Raw genomic sequence first — 19,145 nt, 5'->3', positions numbered from 1 at the left:
TTCAACAGGCATTCTGTTCTGATGCTATTTAGCTGTCAGCAGGGAAAACGCATCATGCAGTTGAAAGCTGTTATTACTCTGTTTCACCGATCAAATTATTTTATGCCTGTTTCAGTCATAACTAAGCGTAAACAGACTATCTGCATTAGCTGTACCGGCGGTGACTCTATCGCTTGTCGAAATATAACGTGCAGAAAAATTAAGCCTGACATTGCCATTATCGTCCACATCGACGGGCTTAGATTCCTCGTTCAGCGGCAGCCGTTGATGGGCGGAATCCATTATTTCTACCGCCACGCCTGAAGCAGTACTTTCATTATTTAACGCCAGCAGGCTGTTATCATTAGTATCTGTTTCTCCGGTAAAGGTGAGTGTAACACCACCCGCTGAGCAACCTGTAAGTTTTATAGTGAAATCCACTGGTTCTGAATGTCCACCAGGGGATGAAATTTTCCTGGTTGACCATTCACCTAATTCGACCATTTTGTTTTCATCTGAAGGATCAACTGTACAAGCCTGCTCAATCACTGTTCCTTTTAATGTTAATAGGCCCTCCTCATCAGCAACAGCAGATGACATCGTCAGCAAGCCAGAAAGCATTAAAATTAAAAAACTTTTTTTTTCGGCGCTGCAAATTAATCTAGTCATTTTCAACAACCATAACCGCTGCAGCAGAGAATTCGCCAGCCAATGGTTTCTTACCAGAGATACTTACTGGAGAGGCATTAATGTTTGTGATCACATTTCCGCTGGTGTCGGTTGATAAATCAATGCCTTGTCCATTGTTGTTAGGTGGGACAATTGAACCCGTAGCATCCTTTATTAAAAAACCTATATCATCATTACTGGACTGTATAAAATTACCGCTCATCTTGTCTGCTTTAAGCAGCACTCTTACATGAGTGGATTCGTTAACATCAGAACACTCAATGGTTACATTGCGTGTTTGAGGTAAGACCCCTTCAGGTACATTACCCGCACCGGCTTCTGAAAACTTACTGGCAGAAATATTGCCAAAATCTATAACGTTATTGCTTATGTTTATAGCGCATTTCGCAGGTGCCTCAATCGGGGGTATATTCCCCCCGCTACACACACCAGGAAAACGAGAAAAACTTTCACCACTATGAGTTTTTTCATATTTACCAATACATACCCCTCGAACTTTATCGACATGTGAAGTTCCTACTAAGGTGGATAGAGGGATAGTGAGGCCCGGAAAGCTGTTTATAACCTCAGCGGCCATGCGGGCAGTAAAGGAATCCACACTACCAGATTTTACGAGATAATTAAAAGGTGTTTGCACCGAGTTAATGTCCGCCATGCCCATGATTGCAACACCGCATACATCGTCACTATAGGGGTTACACCATGTCCCGTCAGGATTAAACGTAGCGCTCGCTGAAGCTGAGACGATAGTTATTGTCTCTCCTCCATCCCACTGAGATGTAAAACTATCAAGTGTAATAGCACCCATTGATTCGGCCTCGGCATGCATACAAGGTATATACAATATGACAGATAACAGGGTAACGGAGAGCTTTAATAATGATTGCATATCATTGTCCCTCACAAGACAGAGTTAATTGCGCGACAGGAATTTCTTCACTGCCTTCAGGCAGTTGGTAGGGCATGTTGCATTTCTGCATATTGTTATTTCCCCAGGACACCGCAAGTTCCCCGCTTAACGGTATGCCCGTCAGGTAAATCTCTCCCGACTCGTTCACTATGCCCGTCGCGCCTGACACTTTCTCTGTAACGACGGCACCAAACGGCACTGGACGGTTATTGTGCACTAGCGTCAGGAGCGCACGTATTCCCGTATGCGTCCCGTACTCTGCCCTGACGATCGCTCCCTGCGTTGGCACCACATTCTGCACGTTGTCATCCAGGTCTGTATGCATATCCAGACTGTTGACATCCAGTGCTACCCGGTTGCGGCGGTACATTGTTGCATAAGGAAGCACCGTGTATCCGCGCCAGTCCGTCTTCACGCCATTGCCGTTTTCTACATGAACGCCCTTTGCTCCTGGCGCCTTTATCAACACGTTAGTATCGCCGAGCTGCTGGCCGAACGTTATGCCGTCATTATGAGCAACAATCCCGCCGGAGATATCCCAGTTAATCCGGTGATCGTAACGGCTGTAGCTGTAGCCCCGCTGGCTGTACCGTATCTGCCACGCAGAGATGCGCTTGCGGAGCCGCTGTTACCCACTTCACTGCTGTGTCCCTGCATTATGCTGTAGCTCAGATTGTGTTCTTTTAGCAGCGTGCCGCTCAGGCCCGACTGCAACCGCGTCACGCCGTCCTGGTCCCGGCTGGTCTGCGCTGTTGCATACATACTATTCAACGCGTCATGCTCAGGCATATCGTGTCCAAGGAATCGGCCAAATGGAATAGTCAGGTTCAGCGACAGCAGGCGATTGCTTCTCGCAAGCCCTGTGCTGCGGTTCATCGAATACGAAAGGTTGTAGTTCATGCCGTGCCAGCCGCTGGAGAAGCCGGCCTGGTACCATGAATCCTTACTCGTTGAATTCCAGTAGGTTTGCTGGCTTCCGGATAAGTACAGCGACCCCATATCGCCAAGCTGCTGGGAGACATTCATCTGAAAGCGTCCCTTTTTGCTGCGTCGCAGGTTGTGGTAGCTGACCGGTTCAGAGTGATTTTCCTGACCATTGCCCTCATCCTTCCACCTGTACTGGTAGCCTTCTATCGTGTTCCAGGCTGTTTCATCCAGGGTATAGAATCCCTGGGTCGAATAGCGATAGCCCAGCAGCTGGAAATTGGTCCCGAGACCGCTTAGCGTTTTGTTGTAAAGAAAGCGCAGCGACTGTCCCTGATGCCAGCTGTTATCAGCAAGCTGGCTCCAGGCGCTGGTCAGGTCTGAAGATACTGCCCCCCAGGTACCGAGATTTTGTCCGATACCGGCCGCTACGGAATGATATTTGTTGGCCTGCTGTGTACCACCGTAAAGGGTATAACCGCCTTCAAACCCCCGAGCCAGTGTTCCTTGCAAGAAAACTGGCGCGCGTTTATTCTGCAGGCCGCTTCGATAGCGCCCCGCCACCAGGTCATATTTTGTACGGCCTTCACGCTGGAGAAGAGGGACTGCGGAGTAAGGCACCATGTAATGCTGGACGTCTCCTGATTCGCCTTCCACCGTGACGTCAAGATCGCCGCTGAATGAGGTAGGATTCAGATCGGTAATGTCAAAAGCGCCAGCCTGAACAGTCGTCTGGTAAATAACATACCCGTTCTGCCTGATCGTAATCTTTGAGCGTCCTGATGCGATGCCCCGTACCGTCGGGGCGTAACCCCGCTGACTGTCAGGATACATTGGATCGGAAGAATACAGGCGGACCCCTCGGAAGCCCACGCTATCAAACACTTCACTGTCACTTCTGCTATCCCCCAGTAAGAATTGACTCTTAAGCGGAATCACCGTGCGCTGCGCGTAAGTGGAAATATTCTGCCATTTATTACTGCGGGTCGAATTGCTATAGCCAGAGTAGCTCCAGACAGCATTATGGCGCAGACGCCATGCCCCCAGGTTGATCCCCCCTCGAGGTTCGAATAATAGTTGTCGCTCTCACGCCCCCGGTCACCTGTAAGGGTGTAGTTCAACAGCGCGGCGTTGATTCCTTCGTCCCATTCTTCCGGAGGAATGTAACCACGGACGCCATTCTGCAGAACCGCCTGCGGAAAGTTAAGGGTGAGCCGCTGCGAGGAAAAATCATAAAAGGAGTTGGCACCCGGAAACAGCGCTCTGAAATTCAGACACTCAGGGTCATCACTCTTCCGTCCCTGCAGCGCGGGAATGCCTGCCGTCATCACGCCGAGCCGCTTCAACCATTTTATCGTCAGGCAGGGCACCAGACCCGTGTCGTCTGATGATGAGGAAACGACATGATCACCGTTACTTTTCGGTTCCGATACAGTCCGTGCGGGTTCGTCATCCACCTCAAAGCGGACATTTTGCGTAGTGACAAATTCATCACCTAACCAGACGTCAACGCGATACACGCCCGGCGCCTGTCCCGCTCCGCTTTCAAAGCGCGACAAATCTGCTACTTCATGCTCGCCCCCGGATAAAAACGCGGGGTTAAACCAATCGGCGGCATATGAAGGTACAGGCAGTGCAATAGCCGTTATCGACAGTCCGACAAAAAGATATTTACCTGATAATGATGAAAGGTCCATGCTGAGTCCGGATGCGGAATTAAAGTCAAATCAACTACATTTTACCCGTCTGCTGCGGCGTTATAGCGCCATAGTCGTTTACGGTCTGAAATCGAACCACTCCACTCGCACCTGAAGGTAGCTTGAGCGACAGCTTGTCTTTAGGCGGAACCATAACGTTAGGCAGTTTTTCCCCCCCGACTGTCAGATTTACCAGCGTCTCGTAATAGGGCGTAGGATTTATCACCTCCAGGCGACCTCCACTTTGCTTAAAGCGCAGATGGTTCACTGCTTCAGCTTCTCCCATTTTCAGCCCGTCCGGACGCATGAAAAGCTTGATTCGCGACAGGATAGCCAGCTGGAGTGTATTTTTTTCTTTTATGGCTTCTTTATTGACGGCGGGGATAGCCTTGACATTCAACCAGTAAACAGTTTCCCGATCCTGCGGAAGCATCTTGCCTGCGTACATAATGCGCAACGTGTTCTCGCTTTTCGGCGAGGAGGCAAATAATGGCGGCGTGACAATAAAGTCACGAGTCTTATGGGCATTGTCATCATCCACCCAGGCCTGGATAAGATAGCGTTCGTGCGGATCGCTGTTGGTGACGGCAAGCGATGCCTGGTTGGCAGACTGCGGATAAATGACGCGTGTAGCCCCCAGACCTATGCCGCCTGCGGTGGCGACCCCTGTCGCGGTGAGACTGCCGCAAGCCACTATCAGTGCTAAAACAAACTTTGTGAAACTCATATTAATCATTCCTTTACGAACTGTCTTGACCCTTGTCCGTTACGGATATTCGAGCCGGAACCAGACCTCGCTACACAGCGTACCAGGCAATGTTTCGCGTGAGGTGACACGGTAGCGGGCTATATAGTTCATTACGACCTCACGAGCCTGAACAGGCGCAGTAAGGTCGGTTAGCGTATCCGGAATAAGCTGGTGGCCGGCCTTGTCGTATAACACCAGGCCCAGACCGCTGCTCCCTTCTCCACCGCTAATTGCTGCCTGAGAAGCATCGCAGGAGGTCACCAGAAAGACGTCAGGTTCTTTCTGGTCAGTCATACCGTAGAAGCTGATACCCACTTCATTAGCCAGAGAAGGATTACAATCAGTTAAATGGATGCTAAACGGAATGGCTGGCGTTGACAGTGAGCCTACTCCGTCGAAGCTATCAGTCCGGTACTGCCCCATATCAATCTGCATTTCACGGCTTTCCGTAGACACCTCGCAGCCCCCCTCGGCCAGCGCGCCCCTGAGATGAACTTCTCCACCGCGGATTGTCACTACGTGATTGCGGGCATATGAATCCACAAAGCTGGTGAACGTAAACAGTACGATAAGAGCAGTGTTGCGAAGGCAAAAACGCATAGGATAGCCTCACCTAAAACCCTCCGGCCGCGAATATGTCGGCCGGAGAGACAGGACTACAGTGCAAGAATTACTGGTACTGCATAATGAATACAGCGTCAGCATTCGCCTGACCTGCAGTAGGCTTGGCTGCAGTAGAAACATACTGCGCAGCAAAGTTCAGGGTGTTCTGACCATCAATTAAGGTATGCGCCGTTGAAAAACTGGAGCCGTCTGGAGTGACAGGTTTAGACGCTTCGTCCAAAATCTGAATACCTACGCCGGATGCGGTTGTGGTGTTACCACCTGCACTAGAGTCAACCGCCAGAAGGGTTGCTTTAGTCGCATCCTGCTGACCAGAAAAGGCGACAGCAGCGGTACTGGCCACTGTGGTATCACAGTCTTCCAGATTGATTTTGAAAGGTACCAGCGAGGATGTATCTCCTGTTGTCTTGAAGTGGTGCAGGGTGTACTGGCCAAGCTCAACGGTTTGATCAGCTGAATCTGAGCTAACAGAACAGGCTGCGTCTACCAGGCTACCACGGAAATGGACAGTACCGCCGCTAAGCGTAGTGGCTGGATTAGACGGATCGACCGGGGGAGTCTCATCTTCTTCCGCATGAGCCATGCCCGCAGACAGTGCCAGGATGGCAGTAAAAGCCACAGCCAGTTTATTCATTTTCATTAGTTAGTTCTCTAAATAAAAGTTAAATCAATATATTGGTAAGTATATTAATGTCCACAGTCATGGTGACGAGGGTTTTAATAAACGTCCCGGGTTTGATATCTACTTTGGTCAGATTTTAACTGACAGACATGAATACATTTCTTCGGAAATGCATTCATGAAGATCAGTTTAAAAACAAAAAGTTACTCTACTGTTACCTTTAGTAAAAGATCCAGAAAAAGGCTTATGCATTTATGCTAAAAAATACTCTTCCGGAAAGAGCAATGTAAATATATCCCACTCAAGCTTATTGCCTTAATTACTACCTGATAACGATGATATAGCCTTGTTATCTTAAAAGACTTTGTATCTATTTAAATCTTCATGCTTCTTACCAGCAAGAAAGGTAATTTTTCATTGGAAAATAGTTTTAATCTTTTATTGATTAGGTTAACCAGCGCCAGTGTTACTCTGGCGCTGGATCAGCTGATATATTCAATCGTCACTGCTTCGAAAATCAGGGTTTGCTAACAGTTTCCGGCATTGCTGAGGAGTGATGCGTTGAAATCTTCCAGCTGTTATCGTCCCAGACATAGGTAAAGGTATAGCGCGCAGTGACCTGGCTGTTGTCTTTAAACGTGAACGTATAGACGCCAGTATCAATCGCTTTATTACAACCAATTCTGATGGTGCGCGAATCAATTTTACCCTGCGGTCCTTTTTTCAGGAAATCATTGAAGTAATCAATTCGCTCCTGATTGGTCAGCCTGACCTGGTTCGAAATGGTTGGTAATAAAACGGCATCGCTGACATAGAGGTCTGCGACCTTTTCTGCATCACCGGTTGCCAGAGAATCGTTCCATTTGGTAAACAAGCCCGCCACATCCTGTTCTGATGCTTTAATACAGGTTACGGGTTCAGCTGCTAAAGTGACGTTCGGCAGACAAAACAGACCTAAAAAACAGAGTGAGAATAAGTTTTTTTTCATTTTAATAAGAACCCCGATTAAGTGTAAACGCCGATGTATTGGAAGAATAATATCTGATTGACTGGCTGATCAGATACATAAATTGTTAAAATGAATTCATTTAGATGTTTATGCTATTCATTATCGGTATTTAGATTTAAGTTCTGATTTCTGGCATGCCTTGTAATGAGCGAATTGAAGTTCTACCTTTTTCAATGTCGCCAGAGATAACCGACGGTTATTCTGTGTCCATATCATTGATGAGTGGGTAAATCTGTTTGATATATAGAAAGGTTCTTATAAAGGATGATGGTTGGTTAAATAAAATGTAAATTTTATGGCTGAAAAGCGCACTCCTGATTGGATATTCACGTAAGAATGAATCTGATAGGGAAAAGTATCATTACTCAGCCCTGCATTATTGATTTTTTAATTTTTAAAAACCTGCACCTGTCTGTTTTCCTGATAATGCTATTCATACCTTACGAAGCTTTATTGTAGCGCCCGTACGGTCTGCAATATTCTGTTCGACGTAGATAATTATCTCAGAGTGCGGTCAGCGACGGGCATCAGCATCCCTTTCGCTCAGCCACAACGACTTAAGGTCAATGAATGCTGTTCATTGATCTTCTGGCTTCGTATAATTGTACTTATACGAAGCCAGTTCAATGTCGTGGACGGACTTTCAGGCCGGAAAAGCAATAATTGCAGTTTAAAAATGGCAACGCTACGCCAATTCTGGCTTTTGTGCAGGGGTATGACTGGCCAGAATTGACGTAGCGCGATCAATCGCAAATTAAAACAACAGATGAGCAGATATGACAAAGTTAACCCAACTGGCAAACGTTAGTGGCGTGAGCCATGCAGAGCTCTCGGCGCAACTGCAGCAGTTTGTTCAGGACAAAGAGGCTTTTTCGCCGAATACCTGGCGGCAACTGCTCAGCGTGATGCGTATCTGTAGCCAGTGGGCAGAAGATAATCAGCGTAGATTTTTGCCGATGACTTCTGATGATCTGCGCGATTATCTGTCGTTCCTGGCAGAGAGCGGCCGGGCTTCATCCACCGTTAATTCGCACGCCGCCTTAATCTCGATGTTACACCGTAACGCCGGACTGCCTGCACCCAATCACTCGCCAGTGGTTTTTCGTGCCGTGAAGAAAATAAATCGTGTTGCGGTGATGAAGGGAGAGCGAGCCGGCCAGGCCGTACCGTTCAGGCTCGACGATCTGCTGAATCTGGATAATCACTGGAGTAATTCGGTCCGTTTGCAGCAGCTGCGTGATTTGGCGTTTTTGCATGTGGCTTATGCCACTTTGTTGCGTATCAGCGAGCTGGCGCGACTGCGGATTCGGGATGTGACATATGCCGCGGATGGCCGGATTATTCTGGATGTTGGCTGGACAAAAACCGTGGTTCAGACGGGCGGGCTGGTAAAAGCGTTGAGCTCCCGTTCAACGCAGCGGCTTGTTGCATGGGTTCAGGCATCAGGACTGGCCAGTCAGCCAGATGCTTTTCTGTTTAGTGCCGTGCACCGCTCAGGTCAGGTAATAACGGCAGAGGCTCCGCTGAGTACGCGCGCACTGGAGCAGATTTTCTCTCGTGCCTGGACCGTTGCGGGTCAGCGCGACCCGGTGAAGCCCAATAAAAACCGCTATACCGGCTGGAGTGGGCACAGTGCGCGCGTCGGCGCAGCGCAGGATATGGCAGCAAAAGGGTACTCTATCGCCCAGATTATGCAGGAAGGAACCTGGAAAAAACCGGAGACCCTGATGCGCTATATCCGCCACCTCGATGCACATAAAGGTGCCATGGTGGATCTTATGGAACAGCCGGCAGACTGACATCACAACGATTCTGATATTTTTATTGCCGATAGTTATCCACAGAAAAAGTGGACAGCCTGTGTGTAAGCCGGTACTGACAAGGCCTATATCTTTAACAAATAAGGGGTAACTGGCGCTTACCGTCATGGCTGAAAATCCATTCATATTACTTCGTCCCCGCGGGGAACAATGTCGTATGCGGAGAGCGATCCTGGCCAGACGGCGTGCCGTTGCAGGTTAATAGGGCTGACCGGTCGAAGTTAATCAATACTATCGCCCGGATGGTTGGTGATATGGTGCAGTCACGCGCCTGTCCGGGTAACGATCCGCTGGCGGATGAAATCTTTGAGGTATGCCAGAAGCGCATTCTCAATCAGCCATGAAGAATTCCGGGTCTGCCCCTCTGCCAGCTGCGGAATACAATCGCGCTACTGCGCGAAGGTATCCTGTTTAGCACAACCGCTGCAGCCACCACTGCAACCCGATTCGCTGCTGACGACAGGCAGCTGGAGCGGCTGCTGTTTCATCCGGGAACCCGATTTGCGCATTGCCAGCAGAATGACCGCGTTCAGTGCGATAACGCTAATCAGACAGGTCGTACTGAAAGTGGGATGTTCGGCAAAGGTCACGCTCTGATAAAACAGCGTTGCAGTGGTGAAGGCGATGTTAAGACCCCAGAAGAAAGAGAACAGCATCCAGTTGCGGCCGGCCTCGCGCGCGATAGCGCCCATCACCGATACACACGGGACATACAGCAGCACAAAGATCAGGTAGCTGTAGGCCGCAATGCCGCTGCCAAATCTGGCTGTCATCACGCCCCTCTGACTCGCCGCCATTTCGCCATCGCCTTTGCTGGCATCAATAGGATGGGCCAGTGCATCTATACTTAACGCTGCAGTCAGACCAGTCCAGGTCTCGATGAGAGAATCTTTTAGCTCGGCCAGCAGATTAAATTCTTGTGGGTTAAAGGCACCGTTCTGAATCGCCTCGCTGGTATAAAGACTATTTAGCGTACCCACCACCACCTCTTTCGCCATGATGCCGCTGACCAATCCTACTGTAGCCTGCCAGTTATCCTGAGTAACACCAATGGGCAGCAAGACCGGTGTAATCGCTTTGCTGGTTGTGGCCAGTGCAGACTGGTTAATATCGTCAACCGGCTGACCATTGAACGAGAAGCTGGTCAGCACGCCCATCAGCATACTGACCAGGATAATGACCCGTCCCGCACGCACCATAAACATCTTCAGTCGCTGCCAGGTCTGGATCAGCAGGCTCTTCAGATGAGGCCGGTGATAGACCGGCAACTCCATAATAAATGGCGAGGCTTCACCGCCCAATAAGGTATGTTTCAGTATTAATCCGGTGACGATCGCCACCAGGATACCGAGCAGATAGAGTGAAAAAACCAGGCTGGAACCGTGCGTGCTAAAGAATGTGGCGGCAAAAACAGCGAAGATGGCTAGCCGCGCGCCGCAGGACATAAAGGGCGCAATTAATACGGTAAGCAGTCGCTCACGCGGCGTGTCCAGGGTTCTGGCGCCCATGACCGAGGGAACATTGCAGCCAAATCCGACAATCAGCGGGACAAAGGATTTACCCGGGAGTCCCAGTGATTGCATCAGACGATCCATCACAAAGGCGGCGCGGGCCATGTAACCCGAATCCTCCAGAAAGGAGAGGAACAGAAACATCAGGCCAATCTGTGGAATGATGGGCAGCACGGTATTGATACCCGCTCCGATCCCCTGCGCCAGAAAGACGGTGAGCCAGGCGGGGAAATGGCAGACATAGCCCAGCCACTGCGCGCCATGAATAAACAGGGCGACCGAACTGCTATCAAACAGCGGCTGTAATGCCGCCCCGATATTAATCGACAGCACGAACATCACGTACATCACCGCCAGAAAGATCGGGATACCCAGCCAACGGTTCAGCACAACTTTATCGATCTGGCTGGTCAGGCTACCGGGTGCGGCATGGTGAATATTACTGACGGTGGCACATAGGGCATGAATTGCGCGATAGCGATAATCGGCAATAGTCACACCGGTATCACCGCCAGCCTGTTGAATAATATCGGCCAGATGCGGCATCAGCGTCGGACAAAGGTGCTGACTGTTGATATCCCCTTCCAGTAGCTGCAGCGCCAGCCAATAACGTTTCTGAGAATGTATCGATGCGGGCATCAGCGCGCAAAGTTGATGAATAGCAGCTTCAATGTTTGCCGGATAACGCACTCGTTCTGGCGAAGTATAGTAATGTGGATTATCGATCAGCGCTTTGAGCTGTGCCAGCCCTTCACCACGGGTTGATGTCAGCGAGACCACCGGACAGCCCAGCCGGACAGACAGTGCCTCAACATCAATATTGATATTCTGACTGGCGGCAATATCCTGCATGTTCAGGGCGACAATGCAGGGCACGCCGAGTTCCAGAAGCTGGAACGTCAGGAACAGATTGCTTTCCAGATTCGACGCATCGACCACGTTAATCACTAAATCGGCGTGATCGTTATAGAGGTACTGGCAGGCGATACTTTCGTCGATGGAGCTTTCCGCGGATAGCGTCGTGAGTGAACGTGTGCCGGGCAGATCGACGAGCCGGACATCAGACTGAGCCGTGAAAAATTGTCCTTCTTTGCGCTCGACGGTCACGCCGGCCCAGTTGCCCACCCGCTGGCGTGCACCGGTTAGCTGGTTGAATAACGTGGTCTTACCGGTATTCGGATTCCCGATTAGCCCAATGGTGATATTTTTCATCAGGCAATTTCCTCCAGAATGATGGCGGCGAGGTCACGCTGCCGCACAGCCAGACTGACGCGCCGGGTGCGGATCTGTACAGGATCGCCCATCGGCGCGACGCGGATAATCTCAATAACTGCCCCCGGGAGCATTCCCATGGTAAGCAATTTCTGACGCCAGGCGGGGTTCACTGCGGGCTGATATCCGAGGATACGGTAAGTGCTTTGCATGTTCATCGCCATATGACAATCTGGGTGGTGGTAAGTGGCAGTGATTATATAAATGATAATTATTCCTGATTTTGATCTGACATCGGATACGCTGAATAATGTCAGGAAACGTCAACCTGCGTTCAACCGTTATAAAGATCCAGGCTGCGCCTCACCCGATCGCGACAGCTGGCATAGGGTGATTCAGGGAAGGCTTATTCCCGACACTTGCCTGACTGACCTGACGGCCTTACCGCGACACCCTACTAACCACTAAGTCCACCGCCCCGGTGAGCTGATTTTATGGCGCTCGCGGCATGAAATCAGAGATTTCCGGGGGCTTGCGGTTAACTGCCGGTCAGGCAATTAACCGTTAGCGGCTTAGTTACATCATTCAATAAAGCGACTTCAAACATCGGGCCTGCGGCCCGGCGGCGCGCCTGTTCAGGGGGCCATCCCAGGCGCATGTTTAAGGTTTGCACGATAACGGTAGTCAGGGTCAGTATCTTATTTTCAGCACGCAGCGGACGTTGTCAGGAGGGGCTCGGTGGTAAATTTCTGGCACCGTCATCAGCAAGGTTTCTTTAGAATGATGTAACTACTTGATGGGCTAAGGAAGTGTCCGAGTGTTTACTGGCAGACAGCCGGGCATTGTAACCTGCTGGCGGTTATATGACATCATTTTAGCCAGACAACTTCCCTGCGCCTCAGATATCTTTCAGTCACAGAGAGAGCCCAGTCTTATTGCTGCTTCAGCCAGAAACCATTCTTCTGGTGTTTAATCTCTATGTCACCGGTCTGCTTCACCAGATAGACCAGGCGGAAAAACTCATCACCAGACATATTGGTGTTCAGCTGAATGCGGGAATAACTCCCCTGCTCAAGCTGCCTGAAGACTTCCCGGAAGGTAGTGAGGCTGGTTGTCCGATCAGGATTCTGAGTATGCATACCTGTCCGTAACCTTTAGCAATCAGGCGCAAAATTTGTTTTTGCATTACATGAGCTGATTGCAGCCGTAGCTGTCTGAGGTCATCCTCTGCATGAGGAACCGACAGACATCAGCTAACAGAAGTGACTGAAATCACTTTCTGGAGCAAGAGACGCAGATTCCAGTCTGGCTGACAGGGTCTGAGGGATTAACCGCAGCGCTAATCGAGCGCTTTTTAAGCAAATACGTAAAGAAATGATGCAGGCAGAAATCTTAAAAACCAAGGCTCATCGACACCCCGGCATGCTGGAACCGCACTGTGAAAGCATACTGCCGCGCTGGATAAGCCAGAAGATCGAGACGTGATGTGCCGTCAGCATGTAAGGCGATTGGGTGCATTCAGCACAATGATCTGAATGTTGAAAAAGGTAAAGTTCAGACGCATTTTTTACCCTTAACCAGGATTAAACCGGATGCGGATTATTGCGGGCAGAGCCTTTCATCCTGCAGCCGTTAAGTAAATTTCTTTCCGAATCAACAATGAAAGAGATCAACTTACGGGCCCAAAAAAATAAAACCTGACCATTGCGAACCGGTTTAATAAACAGTAGTGAAAATGCGCAGTACCGGTAATACCGGTCATAATTAACAAAGTTGAGCAGGTAGTCACAATAAAAGTCTCAGTATCAGGCCGGAAAACAGTATGTAGCGTCTTTCTTCTCACCACGACAATGATGGTTTCTGCCTGTTCAGGCAATAACGTAATCCCGGACCGCGATGAACATATGATTTCCACGCACGGGAAACCAGCCAAAGATAAAGAGACCGGTCTGATATCTTATAGATATACTGACGGAAATACACACCAACTGAAGCAGCAGGATGTGAAAGAGCTTGTTGAAAATCAGGTCATTGTTCCCTTAAAAACGAGATTGCAAAGCAACCATAATTACATCAAGGACTAATGACATGAAAAAGGTTTAGACTGGCATAAGCGTACTGTTTTTTCCTCGTCATCAGCGATAGCTATCGACCTGAAAGCATAATAGGGTAAAAATTTTACGACCTCAACGCTGAAATAGGCAAACCTTCCAGCGGGATTTATCTCAATAGGCAGTGGATCAAAACACTCGCGATGGTGCACAGATTGGACCAGCCGCTACCTGTTATAACCGGACCTGTCATGCTGTCAGCCGGGATAAAAGCAACTGATACTGGCGGCAAGAAAGGCGATACTGCATTGTTTTTCCGTTTGGCGGAGGTGCAACACTTAATCTGGCTGCCATTTTTGCCCTGTATGGCGAAGGCTATGCTGCTCCCGAACATTTCACTAAAACTTTGTTGATGCAGAAGGTGGTCTACGCTGGTGACCCATTACAGCGCTGATGGCTAAGCTGGCTATCGCTACGCCGGTGTTGACGGTAAAGATGGACGGCCTCTGGCCATACGCTGATTGATGGTTCCTTTATTGGCGTTAGGGTCAACTTCTGCGTGTCGACAGCCCGCTAAACGCAGGCCCTTTACCTTTACCCGTTAAAAAGCAGATCTCCTGATACTCTCCGACCGGTAGCGTTTTGTGTTACCGGCCGGCAACAGAATTAATATCGATGAGAAACTGATCCTGAATACTCTATTTCTACTGTTCATCATCCTCAGCTTGTCCGGATGCGTTGAGTACAAACGGGTCAAACCTGATGCAACCGAACACTAGTAAAAGCATGATCAGAGTTGATGTTTGTCGGGCAACTGATGACGCTGACGCCGACAACGCTCAGAACAATACTGCACATCATCCCAGCACTTTTCCCATTTTTTACGCCACACCATAGGTTTATGGCAGGTTTTACAATAACGGACCGGTAAATTCTTTTTGTTTCCCTTGAAAGTCAACAGAATAGCCTCATCAGAGAATGCAAAAATCAAAAGCGTCAGCCTGACTGAGGCTGGCAGAAAGCAACGTCTCTGACTCTCATATCCCTTTCCGGCTGTCTCAACGTCAGCCACTGAAAACCAGTTTTCAGCCTGTTCTCTGTGATTTAACACAGCAAGCCTCTCTGTGTGAGCAGCAGCAGATGAACCGCTTTCGCTTTAACGGGCCGAATAATCTTCTTAGCAGAAGTACCCAGGCACTGGCCCTGAAGATTTCTGTTCCCAGCATTGCGAAATGGCCGGGCCAGTGCGCTATTCACCTCTCGGACACCTGAAAAAGTCGTGTTACATCGCGCCGTTATAAACGTTCAATTCGCCAGAAAAACGAGCGTCAGCGCTATCTAAAAAATCTCATCACTTGTCACTGCTATAGTCATACCGGTCGATTTACTTCAGACCCACCTCTTTATAATGCACAGAGAGCGTTCAGCATGTAGCAGTTTAGCGGATAACGCCCCCTTCCGGCGGCGTAATACCAGCTGTCAGATGCCGTCCCCTGAAGAAAATTTTAATGCGTTTAATGCAATAATGTCATCGCATACAGTCAATAATCGGCATTTGATGATTTATTGTTCATATATAAGCCCTGCTCAACCACAGACCCTATCGTTATTATTACCCTGGATAACCACTTGCAAATCATCTCGGGTCTGACTGCTGTTCACTTTAGCCGGAATAGGAAAAAGGAAGATTAGCCGATGCCAATGACATTTAACCCAACCGGTTGCGAGTGTGAAGCACCAAATTGCAGCCTGCCTCCTCTTTTACCCGTCAATCATTCTGAAAGAAGAAGTGAATCATAAAGATAAGTTATTCCTCCAGCGGAATGAATATGGCAGAAGCGAATTGTGCTTGTTAGCGGATCAATACTTTAGTGCGTAATTATCACGCTTAACAAAGCCCACACATCCTGTTTCACATGACATGATATCCACATGATTTCTATCGTTCTACCGATTGATAATGGCTAAAAAAAGTCTGTATGACGCGCTAAACAATTGACGCACAGTGAGGAATAACCCCGTTCTGGCTGATTTAACTCGCGGATGAAAAGCGCTGCGTTTTTTTGATTTTTTGAGCCACAGAACAAAAAAGTGTAAGTTCATTTACGATTCCCAGGTTAATGCACGTTAATTGCAGTTTCAACTGCCTTGAAAAACGATTAATATGTCTGAGTTGAACTATTGGTTCAGTATTGAGATTCTTCGAAGGCAAGCATTTTAAAAAGCAGGTCTGACGAAAAGCATCAGCGTGAACCCGCTCTGTATTTTATTATCTGAACAAGACTATGGTGACTTTGATGAGTGACACTCTCAGCAGCTTGAATAATATCCGTACCCTTCGCGCCAACGCTCGCGAACTCGATCTTGCTGCCCTGGAAGAAATGCTGGAAAAACTTTCTGTTGTTGTTAGTGAGCGTCGTGAAGAGGCGCAGGCTTCAGAAGCTGCAAATCGTGAAAAGGCTGAGAAACTGGCTAAATATCGTGAACTGCTGCTGCAGGAAGGTATCGATCCTAACGAACTGTTAAATGGTATGCAGTCGGCGCCGGTTGAGAAGAAAAAGCGCGCGCCTCGCCCGGCCAAATATCAGTACACCGATGAAAACGGCGAAGTTAAGCAGTGGACCGGTCAGGGACGTACTCCCTCTGCGATCAAATCTGCGATTGATAACGGTAAGTCACTGGATGACTTCCTGATTTAATTGCAGCGTACCGCCCGAAGGAAATCCGCCCGGCACTGGCCGGGCGGATTGATTGTTAACAAGCCGCGCCATATTCAGAAAGGCTTTGTTTCACCTGCTCTCCGAAAATGGCGTTAATTAAGGCAGCAGGGATGAAAGTAGCAATGTGAATGTTTCATCATGTTAACTGCATAACATCGATATAAGCGTACTGTGATTATCACCCTCTGCCCTTCGCCATCCGGCGTGACACAGGATTAACCTGTGACAATTTTCTGCCTTTATCGCGACTCAACACGTTACGGCGATATGCAGATCAGTGGCGCCGGTTAATTCTCACCTTGCACTACCGCGTTACGCGCCATAATAATTTCCATTCCAATTTGCTGACCCTATGAGAGTTCGAGTGTATTACCATCGGGATCGGCAAAGAACGCCCAGTATCCGACCGGCGCTCCAGACTCCTGTGCTGCGCGCCGCAAAACCCCTTCCTGCTGTGCCAGTTCAACTTTGGCATCGATCTCTTCCCGGCTGGCGCATGCGACACCCATGTGACCAAACGGGCCCAGCGGCGTATCTTCGCAGCGTTCTGACTGCACCAGCACCAGCGCAAACGGCCGGGTTAGATCTGACAACCAGGCCACTTTCTGTGTTTCTGCAATGCCGGGCTCGCGGTGGTGAATAACCTGCATTCCGGCATAACGCGGGTAAAACCTGATGCTCTTTTCCAGATCGTGAACCTGCAGAGCAAGATGGCTGAATCCCGTATCCTTTGACATTGTCACCTCCTGAGAATATTGAGCTACCACCCTGCCACAGAGGCGAATCCGTACGTGTTCAGCGGTGCTTAACTGCCTGGTTTTTCGCATTCCGCACGATTTCGACCTTGTCGCTTGGCGCGATACAAGGCCTCATCGGCACGCTCAATCAGGTCTGACAACGGTTCCTGCCCCTGGCTAAGACGCTGAGTGGCACAGCCAGCGCTGAGCGTTACTCGTTTTGCCGCAAGACCACTGTTACGATGCGGGATCTCCAGCTGATAAACCGTGGAAACGATCGTTCTGGCGAGTTTCAGCGTTTCCTCCAGGTTATAACCCGGCAAAATGATCGCAAACTCTTCACCGCCATAACGCGCAGGCAACTCATTCTCACCTGATGCGAAGTTTTTAAGTATCAACGCGATGCTTTTCAGGCATTCATCGCCAGCCACATGGCCATAGGTGTCGTTGTAATGCTTGAAGTAGTCGATATCGATCAGGATCAGAGAAATCGGCTGACCATTCACACGAGCTTGCTGCAGGCTTTCATGGAGCATCCGGTCAAAGTAGCGACGGTTGGCGACGCCGGTTAAGCCATCACTGTGTGCCAGGCTCTCCAGTGAAAGATTTGCCACGGTGAGTTCATCGCGCAGTCGGGTGAGTTCACGCTGGTAGCGCAACGTGTGACGCGCCTGGCGCAGTAAAAAAACACTCTGCGATAGAATGACCGCCAGTAACGCCAGACTTAACATCACATCCTGCACCCGGCCTTTGATCCAGTGGGTGAACAGCGTGGATTTATCATACCCGGCTGCAACAATCAGGGGATAACGTTCAGATCGTGCAAATCCAAAGATACGGTTTTCGCCATCCAGCGCAGCTTTCCACTGCCCGCTACCCTGGTCGGCATTTGCCAGCATGTTGCGGAACAGATGGCTTGAGGAGAGATTTTTTCCAATGTAGTTGTCCGGCATGGGACGGGCATAGAGCACCGTGCTGTCCGCCAGCATCAGCACCAGTACGTCGCGCGCGCCCAGCTCGTAATAACTGTAGAAGCGGCGAAAATAGTCCACTTTGATGGTCGCAAGTAAGACGCCATTAAAACCGTTATTACTGTCATTGACGCGCAGCGACACCGGTATCACCAGATCCTCTGTGCTGCGACTGCGTATAACCGGCCCGACATGTACGCTGTTACGCAGAGTGGCACGGTGATAGCGGAAGTATTCACGATCGGAATTATTAATCCCAGCGGGCGTCCTGCTCATTGAGGTCGCGATCCATTTGCCCTGTGCATCGTAATAAAACAAACCATGCAGCTGTGGCAGACGGCTTTGCAAAACACGCATGGTATCACTCAGCGCTTCGCCATCCACCTGGCCTGCTGCTATCTGCGTCTCCAGCTCACGCTGGACTTCGCGCAACGACAGCTCAGTCTGCAGAAAAGTATCTTCCGCCTGACGGGCCTGTGACAGCGACAGATTGACCGCCATCTCTTCAGCCTGACTAACGGCGGTACGCCAGTCTTCACGCAGCGTCCAGAGATTAATGGCGATAACGGCCACCGTGAGTAACAAGCCTGATAACGTGATGCTTCTGAGTAGCGGCGAAATCTTTGGCGCTGGCGCCGCATTTTTCCTGCGAAACTTCATGCCTGTCCTTATTCAAACCCTTTAACTCAGTTAAGCACAGTTAACCGCTGGCAAAAGTGCAAATATCTCTGTTGCGCGCCGTATATGATTATAATCGCCCTGTCCGCCTTTTGACCCATCGCGGCTTGAACCCTTTCTGCCTCGCCAGGGATTCTCTCTTTCAGCACCCAGTCGGCTACAACCCTTCAAAAATCAGTGGGATACATGTTATCCTTACCGCTTACAGTGCATCTATGCTGTTGTTTAATTTGTGTATTGAA

Annotated in this window: 16 protein-coding genes and 1 pseudogene; 4 read left to right on the top strand and 13 right to left on the bottom strand. The window is 49.5% G+C overall.

Features of this window, described 5'->3' with window-relative positions; all coding sequences use genetic code 11:
- Positions 1-111: 111 nt before the first annotated feature.
- From HA41_RS09090 to HA41_RS09060, 7 genes and pseudogenes are all read right to left on the bottom strand, one after another.
- Complete coding sequence (locus tag HA41_RS09090; protein WP_094120508.1) at positions 112-648, bottom strand: fimbrial protein; 537 nt, start codon at positions 646-648, stop codon at positions 112-114.
- Positions 641-1,558, bottom strand: coding sequence for a fimbrial protein (locus tag HA41_RS09085; RefSeq protein ID WP_094120507.1), 918 nt, complete (start codon positions 1,556-1,558; stop codon positions 641-643). The genes HA41_RS09090 and HA41_RS09085 overlap by 8 nt, the downstream gene beginning before the upstream one ends.
- A 1-nt stretch (position 1,559) precedes the next feature.
- Positions 1,560-4,200, bottom strand: a pseudogene (fimD, locus tag HA41_RS21685) (outer membrane usher protein FimD).
- A 34-nt stretch (positions 4,201-4,234) separates the two neighbouring features.
- Complete coding sequence (locus HA41_RS09075; protein ID WP_094120506.1) at positions 4,235-4,936, bottom strand: fimbria/pilus periplasmic chaperone; 702 nt, start codon at positions 4,934-4,936, stop codon at positions 4,235-4,237.
- A 30-nt stretch (positions 4,937-4,966) separates the two neighbouring features.
- Positions 4,967-5,548, bottom strand: a complete 582-nt coding sequence (locus HA41_RS09070; RefSeq protein WP_094120505.1) for a fimbrial protein — start codon at positions 5,546-5,548, stop codon at positions 4,967-4,969.
- 70 nt (positions 5,549-5,618) lie between these two features.
- Positions 5,619-6,212, bottom strand: a complete 594-nt coding sequence (gene fimA / locus HA41_RS09065) for a type 1 fimbrial major subunit FimA (protein WP_094120504.1) — start codon at positions 6,210-6,212, stop codon at positions 5,619-5,621.
- Positions 6,213-6,711: 499 nt separating this feature from the next.
- The gene (locus tag HA41_RS09060; protein WP_094120503.1) at positions 6,712-7,182 is read right to left on the bottom strand and encodes an SgcJ/EcaC family oxidoreductase; all 471 of its coding nucleotides are present in this window, start codon (positions 7,180-7,182) and stop codon (positions 6,712-6,714) included.
- Between the two features lie 797 nt (positions 7,183-7,979).
- Between HA41_RS09060 and HA41_RS09055 the strand changes: the two genes are divergently transcribed.
- The gene (locus HA41_RS09055) at positions 7,980-9,002 is read left to right on the top strand and encodes a tyrosine-type recombinase/integrase (RefSeq protein WP_094120502.1); all 1,023 of its coding nucleotides are present in this window, start codon (positions 7,980-7,982) and stop codon (positions 9,000-9,002) included.
- Between the two features lie 212 nt (positions 9,003-9,214).
- Positions 9,215-9,367 carry a hypothetical protein gene (locus HA41_RS20980; RefSeq protein ID WP_158086618.1) on the top strand — a complete coding sequence of 51 codons (153 nt, stop codon included), beginning with the start codon at positions 9,215-9,217 and terminating at the stop codon, positions 9,365-9,367.
- Between the two features lie 45 nt (positions 9,368-9,412).
- Here the strand turns inward: HA41_RS20980 and feoB are convergent, their stop codons facing one another.
- The 3 genes from feoB to HA41_RS09040 form a co-directional block, all read right to left on the bottom strand.
- Positions 9,413-11,746 (bottom strand): Fe(2+) transporter permease subunit FeoB, encoded by a 2,334-nt coding sequence (gene feoB, locus HA41_RS09050; protein WP_094120501.1) that lies wholly within the window; start codon positions 11,744-11,746, stop codon positions 9,413-9,415.
- Entirely contained in the window at positions 11,746-11,970 is a 225-nt protein-coding gene (gene feoA / locus HA41_RS09045) for a ferrous iron transporter A (RefSeq protein ID WP_094120500.1), read from the bottom strand. The genes feoB and feoA overlap by 1 nt, the downstream gene beginning before the upstream one ends.
- Before the next feature lie 708 nt (positions 11,971-12,678).
- A complete protein-coding gene (locus HA41_RS09040) occupies positions 12,679-12,885 on the bottom strand; it encodes a hypothetical protein (protein ID WP_094120499.1) in 207 nt (68 codons plus the stop codon).
- Between the two features lie 612 nt (positions 12,886-13,497).
- On the opposite strand from HA41_RS09040, the gene HA41_RS09035 reads away from it, so the two are divergent.
- On the top strand, positions 13,498-13,830 hold the full coding sequence (locus tag HA41_RS09035) for a YgdI/YgdR family lipoprotein (protein WP_425270645.1): 333 nt from the start codon (positions 13,498-13,500) through the stop codon (positions 13,828-13,830).
- A 757-nt stretch (positions 13,831-14,587) separates the two neighbouring features.
- Here HA41_RS09035 and HA41_RS09025 read toward each other — a convergent pair.
- On the bottom strand, positions 14,588-14,758 hold the full coding sequence (locus HA41_RS09025; protein ID WP_094120519.1) for a DUF2256 domain-containing protein: 171 nt from the start codon (positions 14,756-14,758) through the stop codon (positions 14,588-14,590).
- 1,336 nt (positions 14,759-16,094) lie between these two features.
- On the opposite strand from HA41_RS09025, the gene HA41_RS09020 reads away from it, so the two are divergent.
- Positions 16,095-16,496 carry an H-NS family histone-like protein gene (locus HA41_RS09020; RefSeq protein ID WP_094120497.1) on the top strand — a complete coding sequence of 134 codons (402 nt, stop codon included), beginning with the start codon at positions 16,095-16,097 and terminating at the stop codon, positions 16,494-16,496.
- Between the two features lie 371 nt (positions 16,497-16,867).
- Here the strand turns inward: HA41_RS09020 and HA41_RS09015 are convergent, their stop codons facing one another.
- Positions 16,868-17,254: a VOC family protein gene (locus tag HA41_RS09015; protein ID WP_094120496.1), complete on the bottom strand. Its 387-nt coding sequence runs from the start codon at positions 17,252-17,254 to the stop codon at positions 16,868-16,870.
- 68 nt (positions 17,255-17,322) lie between these two features.
- Positions 17,323-18,885 (bottom strand): GGDEF domain-containing protein, encoded by a 1,563-nt coding sequence (locus tag HA41_RS09010; protein WP_094120495.1) that lies wholly within the window; start codon positions 18,883-18,885, stop codon positions 17,323-17,325.
- Between the last annotated feature and the right edge of the window lie 260 nt (positions 18,886-19,145).

The organism is Pantoea conspicua, from assembly GCF_002095315.1.
Taxonomy (GTDB): domain Bacteria; phylum Pseudomonadota; class Gammaproteobacteria; order Enterobacterales; family Enterobacteriaceae; genus Pantoea; species Pantoea conspicua.
The sequence above is the reverse complement of the archived record's forward strand: the minus strand, read 5'-3'. Positions and strand labels throughout refer to the sequence as shown.

Coding starts and splice junctions, on each gene's coding strand:
- HA41_RS09090 (WP_094120508.1), bottom strand. CDS start 648: ATGACTAGATTAATTTGCAGCGCCGAAAAAAAAAGTTTTTTAATTTTA.
- HA41_RS09085 (WP_094120507.1), bottom strand. CDS start 1,558: ATGCAATCATTATTAAAGCTCTCCGTTACCCTGTTATCTGTCATATTG.
- HA41_RS09075 (WP_094120506.1), bottom strand. CDS start 4,936: ATGATTAATATGAGTTTCACAAAGTTTGTTTTAGCACTGATAGTGGCT.
- HA41_RS09070 (WP_094120505.1), bottom strand. CDS start 5,548: ATGCGTTTTTGCCTTCGCAACACTGCTCTTATCGTACTGTTTACGTTC.
- fimA (WP_094120504.1), bottom strand. CDS start 6,212: ATGAAAATGAATAAACTGGCTGTGGCTTTTACTGCCATCCTGGCACTG.
- HA41_RS09060 (WP_094120503.1), bottom strand. CDS start 7,182: ATGAAAAAAAACTTATTCTCACTCTGTTTTTTAGGTCTGTTTTGTCTG.
- HA41_RS09055 (WP_094120502.1), top strand. CDS start 7,980: ATGACAAAGTTAACCCAACTGGCAAACGTTAGTGGCGTGAGCCATGCA.
- feoB (WP_094120501.1), bottom strand. CDS start 11,746: ATGAAAAATATCACCATTGGGCTAATCGGGAATCCGAATACCGGTAAG.
- feoA (WP_094120500.1), bottom strand. CDS start 11,970: ATGGCGATGAACATGCAAAGCACTTACCGTATCCTCGGATATCAGCCC.
- HA41_RS09040 (WP_094120499.1), bottom strand. CDS start 12,885: ATGCATACTCAGAATCCTGATCGGACAACCAGCCTCACTACCTTCCGG.
- HA41_RS09020 (WP_094120497.1), top strand. CDS start 16,095: ATGAGTGACACTCTCAGCAGCTTGAATAATATCCGTACCCTTCGCGCC.
- HA41_RS09015 (WP_094120496.1), bottom strand. CDS start 17,254: ATGTCAAAGGATACGGGATTCAGCCATCTTGCTCTGCAGGTTCACGAT.
- HA41_RS09010 (WP_094120495.1), bottom strand. CDS start 18,885: ATGAAGTTTCGCAGGAAAAATGCGGCGCCAGCGCCAAAGATTTCGCCG.